The 15,155-nt window shown below is 42.2% G+C and carries 13 protein-coding genes; 9 read left to right on the top strand and 4 right to left on the bottom strand.

Going from position 1 to position 15,155, the window contains the following annotated elements; translation table 11 throughout:
• Positions 1-44 precede the first annotated feature (44 nt).
• From proX to OA91_RS20190, 5 genes are all read left to right on the top strand, one after another.
• Positions 45-1,073, top strand: a complete 1,029-nt coding sequence (proX, locus tag OA91_RS20210) for a glycine betaine/L-proline ABC transporter substrate-binding protein ProX (RefSeq protein WP_063339656.1) — start codon at positions 45-47, stop codon at positions 1,071-1,073.
• Positions 1,074-1,210: 137 nt separating this feature from the next.
• Positions 1,211-1,948 (top strand): substrate-binding periplasmic protein, encoded by a 738-nt coding sequence (locus OA91_RS20205; protein ID WP_063339657.1) that lies wholly within the window; start codon positions 1,211-1,213, stop codon positions 1,946-1,948.
• 80 nt (positions 1,949-2,028) lie between these two features.
• Complete coding sequence (locus OA91_RS20200; RefSeq protein WP_063339658.1) at positions 2,029-3,363, top strand: MmgE/PrpD family protein; 1,335 nt, start codon at positions 2,029-2,031, stop codon at positions 3,361-3,363.
• 173 nt (positions 3,364-3,536) lie between these two features.
• The gene (locus OA91_RS20195; protein ID WP_063339659.1) at positions 3,537-4,526 is read left to right on the top strand and encodes a GlxA family transcriptional regulator; all 990 of its coding nucleotides are present in this window, start codon (positions 3,537-3,539) and stop codon (positions 4,524-4,526) included.
• Positions 4,527-4,613: 87 nt separating this feature from the next.
• Entirely contained in the window at positions 4,614-5,603 is a 990-nt protein-coding gene (locus tag OA91_RS20190; RefSeq protein WP_063339660.1) for an isopenicillin N synthase family dioxygenase, read from the top strand.
• Between the two features lie 185 nt (positions 5,604-5,788).
• Here the strand turns inward: OA91_RS20190 and OA91_RS20185 are convergent, their stop codons facing one another.
• The 3 genes from OA91_RS20185 to OA91_RS20175 are packed head-to-tail and all read right to left on the bottom strand — an operon-like array spanning position 5,789 to position 8,899.
• Positions 5,789-7,558 carry an FAD-binding oxidoreductase gene (locus tag OA91_RS20185; protein ID WP_063339661.1) on the bottom strand — a complete coding sequence of 590 codons (1,770 nt, stop codon included), beginning with the start codon at positions 7,556-7,558 and terminating at the stop codon, positions 5,789-5,791.
• Positions 7,559-7,583: 25 nt separating this feature from the next.
• Positions 7,584-8,192, bottom strand: a complete 609-nt coding sequence (locus OA91_RS20180; RefSeq protein ID WP_063339662.1) for a glutathione S-transferase family protein — start codon at positions 8,190-8,192, stop codon at positions 7,584-7,586.
• 44 nt (positions 8,193-8,236) lie between these two features.
• The gene (locus OA91_RS20175) at positions 8,237-8,899 is read right to left on the bottom strand and encodes a DsbA family protein (protein WP_063339663.1); all 663 of its coding nucleotides are present in this window, start codon (positions 8,897-8,899) and stop codon (positions 8,237-8,239) included.
• A 111-nt stretch (positions 8,900-9,010) separates the two neighbouring features.
• Between OA91_RS20175 and OA91_RS20170 the strand changes: the two genes are divergently transcribed.
• Complete coding sequence (locus OA91_RS20170) at positions 9,011-9,928, top strand: LysR family transcriptional regulator (RefSeq protein WP_063339664.1); 918 nt, start codon at positions 9,011-9,013, stop codon at positions 9,926-9,928.
• A gap of 19 nt (positions 9,929-9,947) precedes the next feature.
• On the opposite strand, the gene OA91_RS20165 is transcribed toward OA91_RS20170, so the two are convergent.
• Positions 9,948-10,886 (bottom strand): LysR substrate-binding domain-containing protein, encoded by a 939-nt coding sequence (locus tag OA91_RS20165; RefSeq protein ID WP_063339665.1) that lies wholly within the window; start codon positions 10,884-10,886, stop codon positions 9,948-9,950.
• A 122-nt stretch (positions 10,887-11,008) separates the two neighbouring features.
• On the opposite strand from OA91_RS20165, the gene OA91_RS20160 reads away from it, so the two are divergent.
• The 3 genes from OA91_RS20160 (at position 11,009) to OA91_RS20150 (ending at position 15,001) form a co-directional block, all read left to right on the top strand.
• Positions 11,009-12,304, top strand: coding sequence for a D-serine ammonia-lyase (locus OA91_RS20160; RefSeq protein ID WP_063339666.1), 1,296 nt, complete (start codon positions 11,009-11,011; stop codon positions 12,302-12,304).
• 93 nt (positions 12,305-12,397) lie between these two features.
• Positions 12,398-13,774, top strand: a complete 1,377-nt coding sequence (locus OA91_RS20155; protein ID WP_063339667.1) for an alanine/glycine:cation symporter family protein — start codon at positions 12,398-12,400, stop codon at positions 13,772-13,774.
• 510 nt (positions 13,775-14,284) lie between these two features.
• Positions 14,285-15,001 carry a hypothetical protein gene (locus OA91_RS20150; protein WP_046018132.1) on the top strand — a complete coding sequence of 239 codons (717 nt, stop codon included), beginning with the start codon at positions 14,285-14,287 and terminating at the stop codon, positions 14,999-15,001.
• The last annotated feature ends 154 nt before the right edge of the window (positions 15,002-15,155 follow it).

Below are 15,155 nucleotides of genomic sequence, written 5' to 3'. Positions count from 1 at the left end.
CTTTCAATAGATTCTCAATAAAAAAACATAACGAGGAATTGACCATGATGCAATCACGCTTAAAAGCACTTTCTAAAACCTTATTCTCATTGACAGCAGCCGCTTCTTTTTCTGCTCTGACAATGTCGAGTATCGCTTCTGCAGCAGAGACGATGCCGGGTAAAGGGGTAGAAATTACGCCTATCTTCCCAACCATTGCGGAAGAACGCTTTCGTGGTGAAATTGCCATTGCCGGTCTAGAAGCGCTTGGCTATGAAGTTGAAGAGCCAAAAGAAACAGAATACGCCACCTTGATGCTGGCTCTTTCATACGGAGATGCGGACTTTAGTGTACATGCGTGGGAAGAATTACATAAAACCTTCTACAAGAAAGCGGGTGGTGACGACACGCTAGTTAAAGCCGGCAATGTGATTCCTGGCGTATTGCAAGGTTACCTAATCGATAAGAAAACCGCTGAAAAGCACAATATCACCCAGCTAACTGATCTGAAAAAACCTGAAATTGCTAAGCTCTTTGATGCAGATAATGATGGTAAAGCAGACTTAACAGGTTGTAACCCAGGTTGGGGTTGTGAGCTTGTTATCGACCATCACATAGACGCTTATGGCCTTGGTGATACAGTCAATCATAACCGTGGTTCTTACTTTGCTCTTATGGCGGATACCATCACACGTTATAACGAAGGCCAATCTATTCTTTATTACACTTGGGTGCCTCAGTGGATTGCAGGTGTATTGGTCGAAAATGAAGACGTGGTGTGGTTAGAAGTACCAAAAACCGACCTACCAGATGGCAACAACTCAGTTAACACTAGCTTTAATGGTAAAAACCTAGGCTTCGCGGTTGACCAGATCCAATCAATCTTGAATAAGGACTTTGCTGAAGATAACCCAGCAGCGACTAAATTCTTATCGCTAGTCCAAATCAGTGCCAGTGATGAAAGCGCACAAAACCTTAAAATGCAAAATGGCGAGAAGTCTATGAAAGACATTAAACGCCATGCCCAAGAATGGATTTCTTCTAACCAAGCTAAATACGATAGTTGGTTAGAAGCGGCCCGCGCTGCTATGTAATCTCACCAATAAAGAATAAGGACTTTCCCTAGGGCTAGCTTGCTAATTAAGCCGCGAGTCTTTAGGGAAAAGTGCCCTTTATTAGTTCTATTTTGATCATAAAAATAAGCATTCACTTTACAAAATGAGGTAAACCATTGAAAACAATTAAGATGGCTACATTCGTTTTAGGCTTAGGCCTTGCTAGTTTTTCACATGCACAAGATGTCTCTTTGACCACCACAAATTGGGCACCCTATTATGGAGATAACCTAGAGCAAGGCGGTTTCATTTCTGCCATTGTTAGAGAGTCCTTTAAAGCGTCTGGTTATCAAAGTGAGCTTGAATTTACCCAGTGGAAAGAAGCCATGAGGCAAGTAAAAGTGGGAGAAAAGGATGTGCTGGTGGGCGCATTTTACTCAGATGAACGGGCCCAAGATTATCATGTTTCTATCCCTATCTACTCAGTCTTTAGCGGTGTGATTAAGCATAAGGACTTAGATCTAGACTTCTACTCCTCTTATGAAATGCTAGATCAATATAAGATAGGCAAAATAGAAGGCGCTGTAGTTAGTCAGAGCTTTGACGCTTATTCCTTCACTCAGCTACAACCTTATGCAGGCACAGAGGCTGGCATTACGGCGCTACAAAAGGGTGAAATAAATCTTTTCGCCGACAACCTCACTGTGGTGAAAAGTGCTGCTAGCAAATTAGGGTTTGAACCTAGCCATTTCGCTATGGTGCAGCCTCCCATCGAAAAAAATGATCTGTATGTGATGATCTCTAAAGAGATTGCCAATTCAGAGAAAATTCGCGATGACTTTAATACTGGGTTTGTCATGATTCAAAGCAATGGCACCTACGAAAAAATTCTTAAGCAATTTAATCAGCTTTAAACCTGCTTTCGTCTTTCCTACGAGATGTAAAACCGCCACGGATGGCTCATTTTCTTTCTATTCACGCTTGGATATAAAACATGTTGTTATTCAATTTTGTCCAAAACTTGCAGTTTAATCAGGTACCTGAAAAAAGCCGCGCCCTAATCAAAACCTCTTTAATGGATATTGTCGGTGTCCTTGCTGGTGCCAAGAAAAACCAGACCAGTGATAATATTCGTCACTTTGCAGCTGAACATTACCCAGCCAATAAATTAAGCTGTCGTCTATTATTTGATGGCCGCCATGTTAGCCCTTTAGGTGCGGCTTGGGCTGGCGGATTCAGTGCCGATAGCCTTGATGCCCATGAAGGCCACTTCACTTCTAAAGGTCATGCTGGAGCGACGGTCATTCCAGCCCTTCTTGCTATTGCCGATGCCTGTCATGAACGAGGTAGAAACATCACTGGCGAAGAGTTTTTAATCGCGGTGACTATCGCTTATGAAACAGCACTCAGAGCAGGTGTTGCCTTGACGGACAGTGCCAGTGAATATCATGCCTCTGGGGCATTTTCAGGTTTAGGGGTCGTCTGCGGCGGTGCAAGATTATTAGGTTTAAACCAAGAAGAATTCCAACATGCGTTAGGTATCGCTGAGTATTTTGGCCCCCGTTGCCCCATGATGCGTCTAGTAGATTTTCCCTCCATGTTACGAGATGCCCATGGAGCAGGAGCTTATGCAGGTGTGAATGCCTTATTCATGGCACAAGCAGGTATCACTGGAGCACCAGCCGAAACAGTAGAAAAGAACAGGTTAAGCCATTGTTGGAATGACCTAGGCACACGATGGGAAATAGATGCCCAATACTTCAAACCTTGGCCTGTGTGTCGTTGGGCGCAGCCAGCGCTAACGGCTGTGACCAGCATGATGCGCCATTCGCCTGAAATCACGCCAGCCAATATCGACTCAGTCAAGGTAGAAACCTTCCACGAGTCCATGCGCTTACAAGGGCATTTTCCCAAGAACGCAGATGAAGCCCAGTATGGTTTAGCTTTTCCTTTAGCGGCATTAATCAGCCGTGGTCAAGTGGGCCCAAATGAAGTAACAGGAGATGCCATACAGGCAGAAGATATCTTGCAAATTAGCCGTTTGATCGAGATAACAGAAGCGCAAGATTTATCAGATCGTTTTCCAGAAGAAATACTCTCAAGAGTCAGTATTCAACTGAAAGACGGACGCTGCTTAACTAGCCCCATTACTCAAGCAAAAGGTGACCCAGAAACGGCCATGAGCCAAGCCGAGTTCAAAGCTAAATTTGAGTTGCTTGCTTCGGTTAATTTTAGCCAAGAGAGAATGGACTCAATACTCAATGCGATTGATACCTTAGAACAGGCAAAGAACTGTGAGGCACTCTTTAACCAGCTTATGTCTCCCTAGTTAAACGACCTAATTAATCTATCTAATAAAAAAGAATCATTTTGCCGCTAGTATCATTAATAATGCCTCTATGAGTCTTATTAAGCGGTAAAATGGATAAGTTTAATTAAGCTCAATCCAATATAGTAAAACTCGTGCTATACAGAGCAAACACAACACAGGATGGAACCCAAATGAAACAGGTTAAAGTCAGTTTTATCTTGTTACCCGGCTTTGCTCTAACCTCTTTTTCACTAGCGATTGAAGCCTTAAGTGTGGCTAATCTACTTTGTGGTGAAGAGGTGTATCAATATCAAATTTGCCATGCTCATCTGCCTCTATCAAGTGACATAAGCTCAAACCATCAAACCACTGTCACAAGCTCAAACCATGTTCCCATTGAAACCAGTGGGGACCTAAATCTCTGCCAAAATAGCGATCTAATATTTGTCTGTGGTTATCTAAATACAGCGGATTACGATAACCCTGCCCTATTTAGTTTATTGCGCCGTGTCGCCCGTAAAAAAGGACGTATAGCGGCGCTCAGTTGCGCCAGCTTTATTCTTGCAAAAGCAGGCTTATTACAAGGCAAAAGCTGCACCTTGGTACCCGAATACAAAACCACATTTACAGAGCTTTACCCTGATATTCCGATTCAAGAAAACCTCTACACTGTCACAGATACTCTTTTGACCAGTGCGGGTGGTACAGCCACATTAGACATGTTGCTTTACCTCATTAGCCAAGATCACGGACGCGATTTTGCACACAATACCTCACAGCAATTCCTGCTTGAACGCATTCGTAGCAGTGAAGAAATACAAACCAGCCGTCGTCATCTTAACCTAAGAATGAAATCACCTTGTTTAGGCGCCGCCGTCGAGTTAATGGAAAAACACATTAGCCACCCTTATCAAATAACGACTCTTGCCAACAAAATCGGGACTACTCAAAGAAACCTAGAAACCGTTTTTCAGAAGTATGAACAGATTAGCCCTGGCCGTTATTATCTACGTTTACGCCTACAACAAGCCCGTAAAATGATAGAAGAAACCCACCTCAGTTTAACCAAGGTGGCACAAGCTACAGGTTTCAGTTCACAAAGCCATTTCAGTAAATGTTTCAAGGACTTATATAACCAAAGCCCATCTGAGATAAGACAGGTAAATTCATCGTTAAACTAGCAGGATATTTCGCTTTTGTTATATAAGTGAAGCCTCGGCTTCAGCGACACTGAAAGACATAAAACAACGCCATGAAGGTATTTAATTATGTCAATTTCAACCGCTAGCCAATTCGATTCTCGTCTAGAAAGTAAGTCCACTTCGTTCAATGAAATCCCCATTATTGACCTTGCTAAACTCATTGATGGTAGTGACCCAATGGCGGTAGCAAATGAGATTGGCGATGTCTGTAAAAATGTCGGTTTTCTCTATATCAAAAACCATGGCGTTAATAAGCAACTGATTAAAAAAGCCTACGATCAAGCTCAAGCGTTTTTCGATTTACCATTGGCACAAAAACAAGCCTTGAATATAGTGAATTCGGGTCAAACCCTAAGAGGCTATATTCCTATGTACGGGGAGAATGTAGACCCTGAAAACACTCGTGATTTTAAAGAGTGTTTTGATTTTGGTTTAAATGAAGAAGCTGTTTCACCCTTTTTTGGCCCTAACCAAATGCCTGAAGATCCGGCTGAATTTAAACAAACCTTCGAGCAATATCATGAAGCTATGATGGTCTTATCCCGTAAACTCATCAGTGCCATTGCTTTAAGCTTGGATCTAGAGGCAGACTATTTTGCCAAGCTACAGAAAAAGCCTATTACCATTCAAAGGTTACTCCACTACCCGCCTCAAGAAGGCCCTATAAGCCAAGAAGAAATCGGTATCGGTGCCCATACGGACTATGGTTTTCTAACCATATTGTCCCAAGATGATATAGGAGGTTTACAAGTACAAAACCGTGATGGGGAATGGGTCAGCGCGCCACCCGTTGAGGACACCTTTATCGTCAATATTGGGGATTTGGTACAGACATTTACCAATGATAAATATATCTCTACCCTACACAGAGTGATCAATACCAGTGGTAAAGAGCGTTATTCTATTCCTTTCTTTATCGATCTGGATTTTGATGCTGAAGTGAGTGTTGTACCAAGCTGTCAAAGTGAGGAAAACCCGGCTAAGTATCAGGCTTATACCTGTGGACAGCATAAGTACAAACGTTTCCTTGATAGCTATGCTCATCTAACTAATTAAAATAGCTATGATTATCTAACCAGCTAAGCATAAATAATTGTCGACACGCCAACGAATAAGCAACCTTTCTTTTTTTGAATGAAGACTTCAAACAATAGAAGATCAAGGCTGTTTATTCGTTATTAAGGTACCCTATCAAGTTTCGAAACGAGCTAGCTTAAAAGCTCACTCCACCTTAAAAGCTTTTAAAAATCAAAAGCCTCGGTATGAATGTTTGCCACAGGTACACCAATTGAAGCTAAGTATTCCGTCATCTGCTCCATAAATGACGCTGGGCCACAAACATAAGCTTGTTGGTCTTTCGGATTTGGAACCAGAGCCTCTAATTGCACTTTTGTTAAACGCCCTTGCTCACTGGTGATAATATTTGTGTAGCTAAAATCTGGATAGTTGTTTGAACGGCGAACAAGCTCATGATGGCTAAGCAGATGTCGCTGATACCTCTCCACATGAATCATTGTCACCTTGGTTTTATCTTGTAATGAAAAGGCGCCAATCCCCCTCACCATGGCTAAATTAGGGGTGATGCCAATCCCAGCGCTTAATAAAAGAAGCTGTTCGGGTACAAGGGGCGTTTGAGTATCAGCATCTAATGTGATGGCTGTCATTTCACCTTGAATCCCCTTTAATACAACCTCTAAACCTAACTCGGCATGATCATGGAGCCAATTTGTGACTAAACCATTTGGCACACGTTTTACACTAATATCTAACGTATTATCACCATTTAAGCTATTTGGTGTTTCGGACAAAGTCCAAGTTCTCACTTCTGAGGTGGCGCCTCCTGGAATATTATTAAATTCAAAACTGGCGTATTGGCCCGGCAAAAAAGCAATTCGATGTGAGACCACAAAACGAAATGTTTTAACGGTTTCAGTCTCTTCAACAATTTTGACTAGCGCCGCTTTTATAGGGCGCTCATTACCATTTATAGAAGGGTCGTCGATAGCGCTGTCACTGTTCGCGCTATCCTTACCAAGGATGGCGGGATTGTAAGGAGAATAATCCAATCTCCTCCATCTATGACTCGTGACGTTATCGGTACGTACTATACGCTCAATATGGAAAACAATGGCTCTAGATGCCCCTTCATAGCGGCCATCATGGTCCCAATCTACCAGCGCACGACCTGTCATTTGAATCATGCTACCTGTCTCGAAATCCACCACAGTGACGCCAGCTCTGTCATTGACCTCCAAATTACCCGAGGTAAAAAACATGCCATTCCCACGATACTCTGGCCATTCAATGGTAGTTGGAGAGGTCACTCGAATAAACCCTGGCTTACCGCCACGATGATTACAATCTGCCCCAATATCTGGCGCATAACTACCAATCCATAATGTATCCATCGCTTGAATAAAGTCTTGGTCTTCTTTTGTCAGGCTTGTGCGTTCTTCTCTCTTTGCCCTCCTATTGATGGATTCAGCATTGTTCGCATCAAGAATAATTTCTCTACGGTTAATGTATTTTGGGCAGTTTGGTGTGTATTCATTTACCTGAAGATGAAGACGCCTATCGTCATTATCTTCGAAGCCCAATGCCACGCCATTAATGCGATGTCGAATCCGTCTATTTAGATCAATTCCCAATAAAGAGAATGGCGTACCTGATTCAACCCTATTAAGCATGTCATTGTCGGGAATACTCTGAGAAGAAATAACAATTTCGTTTTCAGTGACGGCACTAAGATCCCCTGCTTTTGCAAACAAGGGGGTTAGCCATACATTCCCCGTATTCAAGTCCACACTACTCATCGCAGCAAATGATTGAGCGGCTAAGAACGCATCATGGTTCGCTAAAAAATTGAGGGCACTACGCTTACCTGCGGCTAATTCAGACGCGGCCCCACGGGTACCCGCTTTATCTTGAGCGGCTAATTCGCCCTGATGATATGGGAATTTACCAGTATTTTTGTCTGGATTAGACGGTTTATTAGACTCTTCGTTAGGCATAGCAAGCGCCCCCCAATTAATAATTTTAGTTACCGGCGTGCATCATAGGTTTAAAGCCTTCAATGGCTTCTATGTTACGCAACCATTGCTGAATCGCTGGGTAAGCATCAAGGCTAAAGTTGCCTTCATTAACACGGGCAATATAGCTATAGCAGGCAATATCAGCTATCGACGGAGTCTCTCCAACCAGCCATTTTGTCTCTTTCAAATGAGGCTCAAACAGCTCTCCAAAGAGTTTTTCAGTCTTTTCTCTTGCTTGTGCTTCGTCTGCTGGCATGCCAAAAAGCTGTATTGCTCGCAACACAAAAGGGCCATTCATGACTTCATGTACTGCAACCGATAACCATTGCTGGATGTTGGCTTGAGTTAAGGTATCTTCTGGCCACCAAGTATTGGTTTTATCAAACGTGCGGGCTAGATAAATCAATATCGCAGTAGAATCTCTCAAGGTGACTGAGTCATGGCTCAAAGCAGGCACTTGCCCTAGCGGGTTTATGGCTAGATATTCAGCTGATTTGTGCTCCCCTTCTGCTAGATTAACCAACTTTTCAGTAAAGTCGACGCCTAGAATATTCAAAAAATTTGCCACGCGGTGGCTATTACCTGATATAGGATGACCGTATAGTGTAATCATAATTTGTTCTCCTTAATGTTTAGTCTGCAATGTTAAAAGTCGTTCTAAATAATGCTAATACTTGAACCTTTTGTATTGGCACTCACTAACGTTTTTATTAATTCTGGTTGCCCATAAAGTGCTGAGTGATCAATTTTTTCGATATGGCCATCTGTTATTTTGACAAGTGTTGGCACACCGCCTGAGCTCACTCGTGCCATTAATTCAATCGCCTGTTGAGATATCTCAGATGCCTTAGCGATGTTTTCTGCATTATCAAAGAGCTGAGCGGAATCCGGCTCGACCCCCTCCACAATCAATGTTTGTACTACAACGTCTCTGTTTTGAGCTGAAACCCCATTAATAAACCTTTGCTTTTCTAGCCTTTGACGAAGAGAAAACTCTTTCACTGGTCCTTGCTCATGCACCAAAGCAGCCGCTAGCGCTGAGTAGGTTGAATCTAAGATTTCAGCATCAGATAAAACCACATTGTCTTGATATGCCTGACTAAATACTTGCCCAGTAAGAGATGAGATATGAGCATCCATTTTCAATATAAAATCCCCTTTTCCATCTTTCATTCTTGGCGCATTCATACCTTGAAACAAATGACGATGGAGCACTTTCACTTGAGCACCGGTTTCAACCAGTGCATCAAAAAGCGGCGCTGCGCCATAACACCAACCACAATAGGTGTCATAAATTATGATGAATTGAGTGTCTTTCATTTTTGCTTTTTCCCATTTAAATGCACAGCAATAAGTCAGAAAAACTATACAAGCCAAGGATCGTTCGTGATAGATTGATTACAAATAAACTGTGTCAGCTTTTTACTTACAATGAATACAAACTCAAAATATAATTTAAATCGACTCACCTATTTTGTTGCCATTATTGAAGAGAAAACCATTACGGCAGCGGCCGAAAGGCTTGGGTTAAGCAAAGCCGTTGTCAGTAAACAATTGCAACTTTTAGAAGAAGAGCTAGGTGTTAGCCTAGTAGTGAGAAACACACGTCATTTACATGCCACTGAAACAGGTGAAGCGTTTTACACTCGCAGTAAAGAAGCCCTTAAATATGCACAATATGCATTTGATACTGCCGCTGAAGATAGCCATGAACCCAGTGGGCTTATCAGGCTAACATCGCCAATTGATTTAGGTGTCTTTCAATTAGCACCCGTTATTGCAGAATTTTGTGCTCAATATCCCAAAGTTAAAATTGAAGTAGATTTAAGTGACGAAGTAAAAGACATAGTGGCTAAGCGCTATGATTTATCTTTTAGAGTTGGTTGGTTACAAGATTCAACGAATCGCGCAAGAAAAATTGGCTCCTTTCGTGAGGTTGCCTTATGCACCCCAGAATTTGCAAGGGATTACTCTCCCAAAACACCAATGGATTTACCCTCACTGCCCTTTGCAGCCTACAATGTTATCGACAATTCGGCTCGCGTTTTCACTCACAAACCCACTCCAGATGTAAAAGATCAAGATTGCGAAGTTTTGCTCAATACAAATCTCACATTTAATACGACATTAGCGATTAGAGAGGCTTTGGTGACAGGTCGTTATTTTGGCATTTTGCCTGATTTTACCGTCAAAAAGGATTTGAAATCTGGCTTGTTACAAGAATTACTGCCTAACTGGAAGCTCAGAGAAGGCGGCATCTATATTGTCCGCCCTCCAACTCAGTTGAGAACACAAGCGGTTCAATTATTCATTGATGCAGTGGTTTCTAAGTTTGAAGCGACAATATAGATAACACAGGCGATGACGGTTATTTCGCACTTGGATCGAGCTCTTTGACCTCTTCTCTCATATCTACATGCTCTAACAACCAGTTTTTAAGCACATAAGCATGGATGTTTGCTCGGCCTTTTTTCGGGATCAACATGTAATAATCGCGACAGGAAGGTACGCCTTTGTAAGGTGCGATCAAACGCCCATTTTTAAGCTCTTCCCCTACTTGTGATGCTCTTGCAAGCGCAATACCTAAGCCCGCTTCGGCAGCAGCTATGGCCATGTATGAGCGGTTAAAAAAGTGGCCTTGAGTACTGTCGATACCATCAATTTTGGTTTCGTCTAACCAGAATCGCCATTCAGCATCTTGTTCGGCGTCAATCCAAGGCATGGCATCATGTAAAAGTGAAGCCTCTTCTAAAGTTTTCGCTTGCTTCCAATCAGCCTGTTTCATGTATTCTGGGCTCATCACAGGCAAGAGTGTTTCTTTTACCAAGAGGTTTGAAGTAAAGCCTTCGTATTGACCATCACCATAGTCAATGGCGATATCAAAATCAGCTCCCGCAAGCTCTAATAGGGCCTCATCTGCGTAGGTTTCAACCTTAATATGAGGGTATTCCAAGTTAAATTCTTGCAGCTTAGGAATCAACCATTTAAAAACAAATGAAGGGGTGGATTTTAATCTAACCACGTTATCTGACAATTTAGCTTGTAACCTGCGTATCACCATTTCCACAGACTCAATGGATTGTTGGGTGACGTTCAGCATCTCTTTGCCTTCTTGCGTTAACACGATTCCGCTTGGCTGACGATCGAATAACTTAAAGCCTAATTGCTCTTCTAATTTTCTAATTTGCTGACTAATTGCCCCAGTTGTGACACAGAGTTCTTTACCCGCCGCCGAAAAGCTCAATAGCCGACCACAGGCTTCAAAATATACTAAAGAAGAGAATGTTCTTGCGTTCAACTTGGTCATTCAATCACCTATAATAGAAAACCCGTTTAGTAAAACTAAACCCCTTTTAAGAAAGTATCATTTGTTTTCATTCACATCGCAAAACATAATGATGCACAAATGTTAACGAATTCGGACGCATTATGGCAGTACTAAATATTACAAATGAAGAAAAAACTCAGATTCAAAATGCTGAACCACTACTCTGGTTAAACTCAGCATTTAAAAAAACAGCTGCGCCATTAGCGACCCCAAATCGAAAAGAACTGTTTGATGCTGAAGCTAGGTTAGCGCGCTTTGCTCCCTTGCTAGCGCGCCTTTTTTTAGAGCTTGAAGCTTATAACGGTTTAATTGAATCTCCCCTTTTAGCAAGCAAGAAAAACACTAAAGATAAGCCAGATTTATACTACAAGGCAGACCACCAACTGCCCGTTGCAGGCTCAATTAAAGCGCGTGGCGGTATTCACGAAGTACTGCACTTTGCCGAGTCACTTGCCATCAAAAATGGCATTATCAACGAACAAAACTTCGACTACAAAACCTTAGCTAATCCACCCGCTCGTGACCTCTTCGAACGCTATACCATTGCTGTTGGCAGTACAGGTAATCTAGGACTAAGTATTGGTATTATGGCGAATGCACTAGGCTTTAAAGCTGTTGTACATATGTCGTCTGATGCGAAAGAATGGAAAAAAGAAAGGCTCAGAAAACGTGGTGTAAAAGTCATTGAACATGCCTCAGATTATGGTGCAGCAGTTGCCGCTGGTCGTGCTGAGTCTGATGCAGACCCCTTTAGTTATTTTGTTGATGACGAAAATTCAAGCCATTTATTCATGGGTTATGCGGTAGCCGCTTTAAGGCTAAGAGCCCAGCTAGATGACCAAGGCATCCAAGTAGATAGCGAACACCCCCTGTTTGTTTATTTACCTGCGGGTGTTGGCGGTGCACCTGGTGGCATTACCTTTGGCCTTAAATCCCTATTTGGTGAAGATGTACATTGTTTCTTTGCCGAACCAGTACAAGCTCCATGCATGTTATTAGGTATGGCGGGCAAACATAACTCGCATCCTATTCATGTCAAAGATATGGGTCTGAGCATAGATACAGATGCCGACGGTCTTGCTGTTGGTACTGCATCACAATGGGTGTGTGACGCTACTCGTCACCTTCTATCTGGCGTGTATACAGCGACAGATACTGAACTCTATCAATCACTACTCGCGCTGAAAGAAGAAGAGAATATCGAGGTTGAGCCTTCCGCTGCAATTTCACGCCTCGGCCCTCAACTACTTGAAAGCGAAGCCGGTCAAAACTATCTCATCAAGCACAATTTAGTTTCGAAAATCAATCAATCTACGCATATCGCTTGGTTAACAGGCGGCTCATTCGTACCAGAGGAGGAATACCAAAACTACCTGAATAAAGCACGACGCACATAGGAGAGTTACTGACTGGTCTTGGTCTCTTTCCAAATCTATAGCACTTAGCGAACACTCAAAAACACAAAAAAAACAATATCTGGAGTTCTTTCGATGGAAGCTTTAACGAATTTTATCGGCACGGTAAATGGCATAGTGTGGGGTTGGCCTATGCTAATTCTCATTCTTGGGGTCGGATTTTTTATGAGTATAGGTTTAAAACTTATGCCTATTTTAAAACTCGGCACTGGCTTTAAACTACTTGCAGGTGGCACAAAAGCAGAAAAAGGCGAAGAAAGTGAGGGTGAAGTTCCTCCTTATCAAGCCCTAATGACTGCCATGGCTGCGACAGTTGGTACAGGTAATATTGCAGGTGTTGCTACCGCAGTATTTTTAGGGGGTCCAGGTGCACTATTCTGGATGTGGATGACTGCACTTGTTGGTATGGCTACCAAGTATGCAGAAGCTGTATTAGCTGTAAAATACCGTGAAGTAGATGAAGAAGGTAACCATGTGGGTGGTCCTATGTACTACATCAAGAACGGTATGGGTAAAAACTGGGCTTGGTTAGGTACGACTTTCGCTATCTTCGGTGCAATTGCTGGTTTCGGTATCGGTAACGGCGTGCAATCTAACTCTATTGCACAAGTTATTGAAACTAACTTCTCTGTTTCACCTCTCATTACTGGCCTGATCGTTATGGTACTTGTTGGTGCTGTATTGATGGGTGGTATTAAGCGTATCGGTTCTGTGGCAGGTGCTCTTGTACCTTTCATGGCTGTTGCTTATATCATTGCAGGTCTTATCGTTCTTGCGACAAATGCGGACCAAATTGGGCCTGCTATGTCTTTAATCCTTGAAAGTGCTTTCACTGGCCATGCGGCTGAAGGTGGCTTTGCGGGTGCTGCTGTTTGGGCTGCGATTCGTTTCGGTGTGGCTCGTGGTGTGTTCTCGAACGAAGCGGGCCTAGGCTCAGCGCCAATCGCTCATGCTGCTGCACAAACTAAAGATCCAGTTCGTCAAGGTTTGGTTGCTATGCTAGGTACATTCCTAGACACCATCCTAATCTGTACTATTACTGGTCTTGTTATTGTGTCTTCAGGTCTATGGACAAGTGGTACTTCTGGTGCGGCGTTAACGTCTGCAGCTTTTGCTCAAGCATTACCAGGTATAGGTAACTACCTAGTAGCTATCTCTCTAGCTATATTTGCTTTCACAACTATCATAGGTTGGTCTTTCTATGGTGAGCGTTGTGTTGAGTTCTTACTTGGTGTTAAAGCAATTAAGCCATACCGTATTCTATGGATACTTGCTATCCCAGTAGGTGCGACATTGAGCTTAGACTTTGTTTGGTTATTAGCTGACACACTTAACGCTATGATGGCCTTACCTAACTTGATCGCTATTGTGGTTCTTAGCCCAGTAGTGTTCCAGTTGACACGTGAATTCTTCGATAAGCAGAAGAAAGAAGCGGCTCAATTGGCGGAATAATTAAGTTGTAACGTCACAAATAAAAAGGGTCTAGCCACTTGGTTAGACCCTTTTTTTGGCTTTTTATAAACTTTAGACAAAACCAAAACGTACAATTAATGACGAAATTTAGCGCTAAAAAGCGAAAAACAAGTTTTTTTAAATAAAAATCTGATCTTTTTTTAAGCTAATTCTCGTTACTTTTTTAGCCTCATTCCTGTCTTCTTGGTCATTTTCATCAGCTTTCGCTAACTCTCTAAAAACATGAGAAAAAGACTAAATATTTCACTTTTATTTAATTTGAAACTTTATTATCAACCTCGATTTAAATATAAATTTTCTCTTATCTAAAACATCTAGTTACTCACCTTGTGAAATCTTTAACAATTGTTTCAGCTGCGCCACAAAGCTAGCATGCATGGGTCTTCTGAAGAAATCTGAACGATCGTACAGCTTTTTATTTGTAGGTCGTTTATCAGAAAAAATAAAAATAAATTAACCAAAGATTGAACATTACGACGGAGTTTATCCATGCAAAAAACACTATTAGCCCTTGCTGCTGCCTCTCTAGTTTCGATACCAGCACAAGCGGAACAATTCTGGTCTGATACAAGCGTATCTCTGTTAAATGGAAGTAATTACGAATTCGCTAAAGATGTCGATATTACCACCATGACACTAGAGCACGTCTCTGGCCATAGCTGGGGTAACCTCTTCTTCTTCCAAGATCGTCACAAAGGTGGTTCTTACTCTGAGTCTTACGGTGAGTTCAGCCCATCTTTCACTTTAACAAAACTAAGTGATGACGGTTTTTTCAAGGATATTAATGCAGCCTTTACCTATGAATTTGGTACAACACAAGGTGGACAAAGCTTAGATAACTACCTCTTTGGTATTGGCTCTAACTTGAATGTTCCTGGCCTAGATTTCGCTAGCGCAACGGTTTATATGGCCAACAATGAAGAGTTCTATGGTAATTCTAAAGATTACCAACTAACGCTGGCGTTTGGTTATAGCAGTGGCAACTTTGGTATTGATGGTTTCATGGATTACTCTTTCGCGAACGACGTGGATAGCAAGAAAAACAGCATGAACTTTACCCCACAAATCACTTACAACATTGGCCCTATGTTAGGCACAGACAACAAAGTAAAAGTGGGTGTTGAATACTCTTATTGGACAAACCAATTTGGTATCAACGACCAAGATCAGAATGCCGTTAGCCTATTGCTAAAAGCACACCTTTAATCCTTCTTTATTCCCCTTAAAGACTGATTAGGGCTATCAACTGGTGAGAATCAGTTGATAGTTCGGCGTTTAAGCAAGTTAGGCTGCTTGCTTTGCGTTATCTGTCTATAAGGTAAACCAAGCCTAGTTTGATTGTTTTTCCTATTAGGTTACC

It is taken from the genome of Marinomonas sp. SBI8L, assembly GCF_001624705.1.
Classification (GTDB): domain Bacteria; phylum Pseudomonadota; class Gammaproteobacteria; order Pseudomonadales; family Marinomonadaceae; genus Marinomonas.
This window is presented reverse-complemented; position numbering and strand designations above follow the sequence as displayed.

What these genes read in the sequence shown, in the direction of transcription:
- proX (WP_063339656.1), top strand. Translation starts at nt 45, where the DNA reads ATGATGCAATCACGCTTAAAAGCACTTTCTAAAACCTTATTCTCATTG.
- OA91_RS20200 (WP_063339658.1), top strand. Translation starts at nt 2,029, where the DNA reads ATGTTGTTATTCAATTTTGTCCAAAACTTGCAGTTTAATCAGGTACCT.
- OA91_RS20195 (WP_063339659.1), top strand. Translation starts at nt 3,537, where the DNA reads ATGAAACAGGTTAAAGTCAGTTTTATCTTGTTACCCGGCTTTGCTCTA.
- OA91_RS20190 (WP_063339660.1), top strand. Translation starts at nt 4,614, where the DNA reads ATGTCAATTTCAACCGCTAGCCAATTCGATTCTCGTCTAGAAAGTAAG.
- OA91_RS20185 (WP_063339661.1), bottom strand. Translation starts at nt 7,558, where the DNA reads ATGCCTAACGAAGAGTCTAATAAACCGTCTAATCCAGACAAAAATACT.
- OA91_RS20180 (WP_063339662.1), bottom strand. Translation starts at nt 8,192, where the DNA reads ATGATTACACTATACGGTCATCCTATATCAGGTAATAGCCACCGCGTG.
- OA91_RS20175 (WP_063339663.1), bottom strand. Translation starts at nt 8,899, where the DNA reads ATGAAAGACACTCAATTCATCATAATTTATGACACCTATTGTGGTTGG.
- OA91_RS20170 (WP_063339664.1), top strand. Translation starts at nt 9,011, where the DNA reads ATGAATACAAACTCAAAATATAATTTAAATCGACTCACCTATTTTGTT.
- OA91_RS20165 (WP_063339665.1), bottom strand. Translation starts at nt 10,886, where the DNA reads ATGACCAAGTTGAACGCAAGAACATTCTCTTCTTTAGTATATTTTGAA.
- OA91_RS20160 (WP_063339666.1), top strand. Translation starts at nt 11,009, where the DNA reads ATGGCAGTACTAAATATTACAAATGAAGAAAAAACTCAGATTCAAAAT.
- OA91_RS20155 (WP_063339667.1), top strand. Translation starts at nt 12,398, where the DNA reads ATGGAAGCTTTAACGAATTTTATCGGCACGGTAAATGGCATAGTGTGG.
- OA91_RS20150 (WP_046018132.1), top strand. Translation starts at nt 14,285, where the DNA reads ATGCAAAAAACACTATTAGCCCTTGCTGCTGCCTCTCTAGTTTCGATA.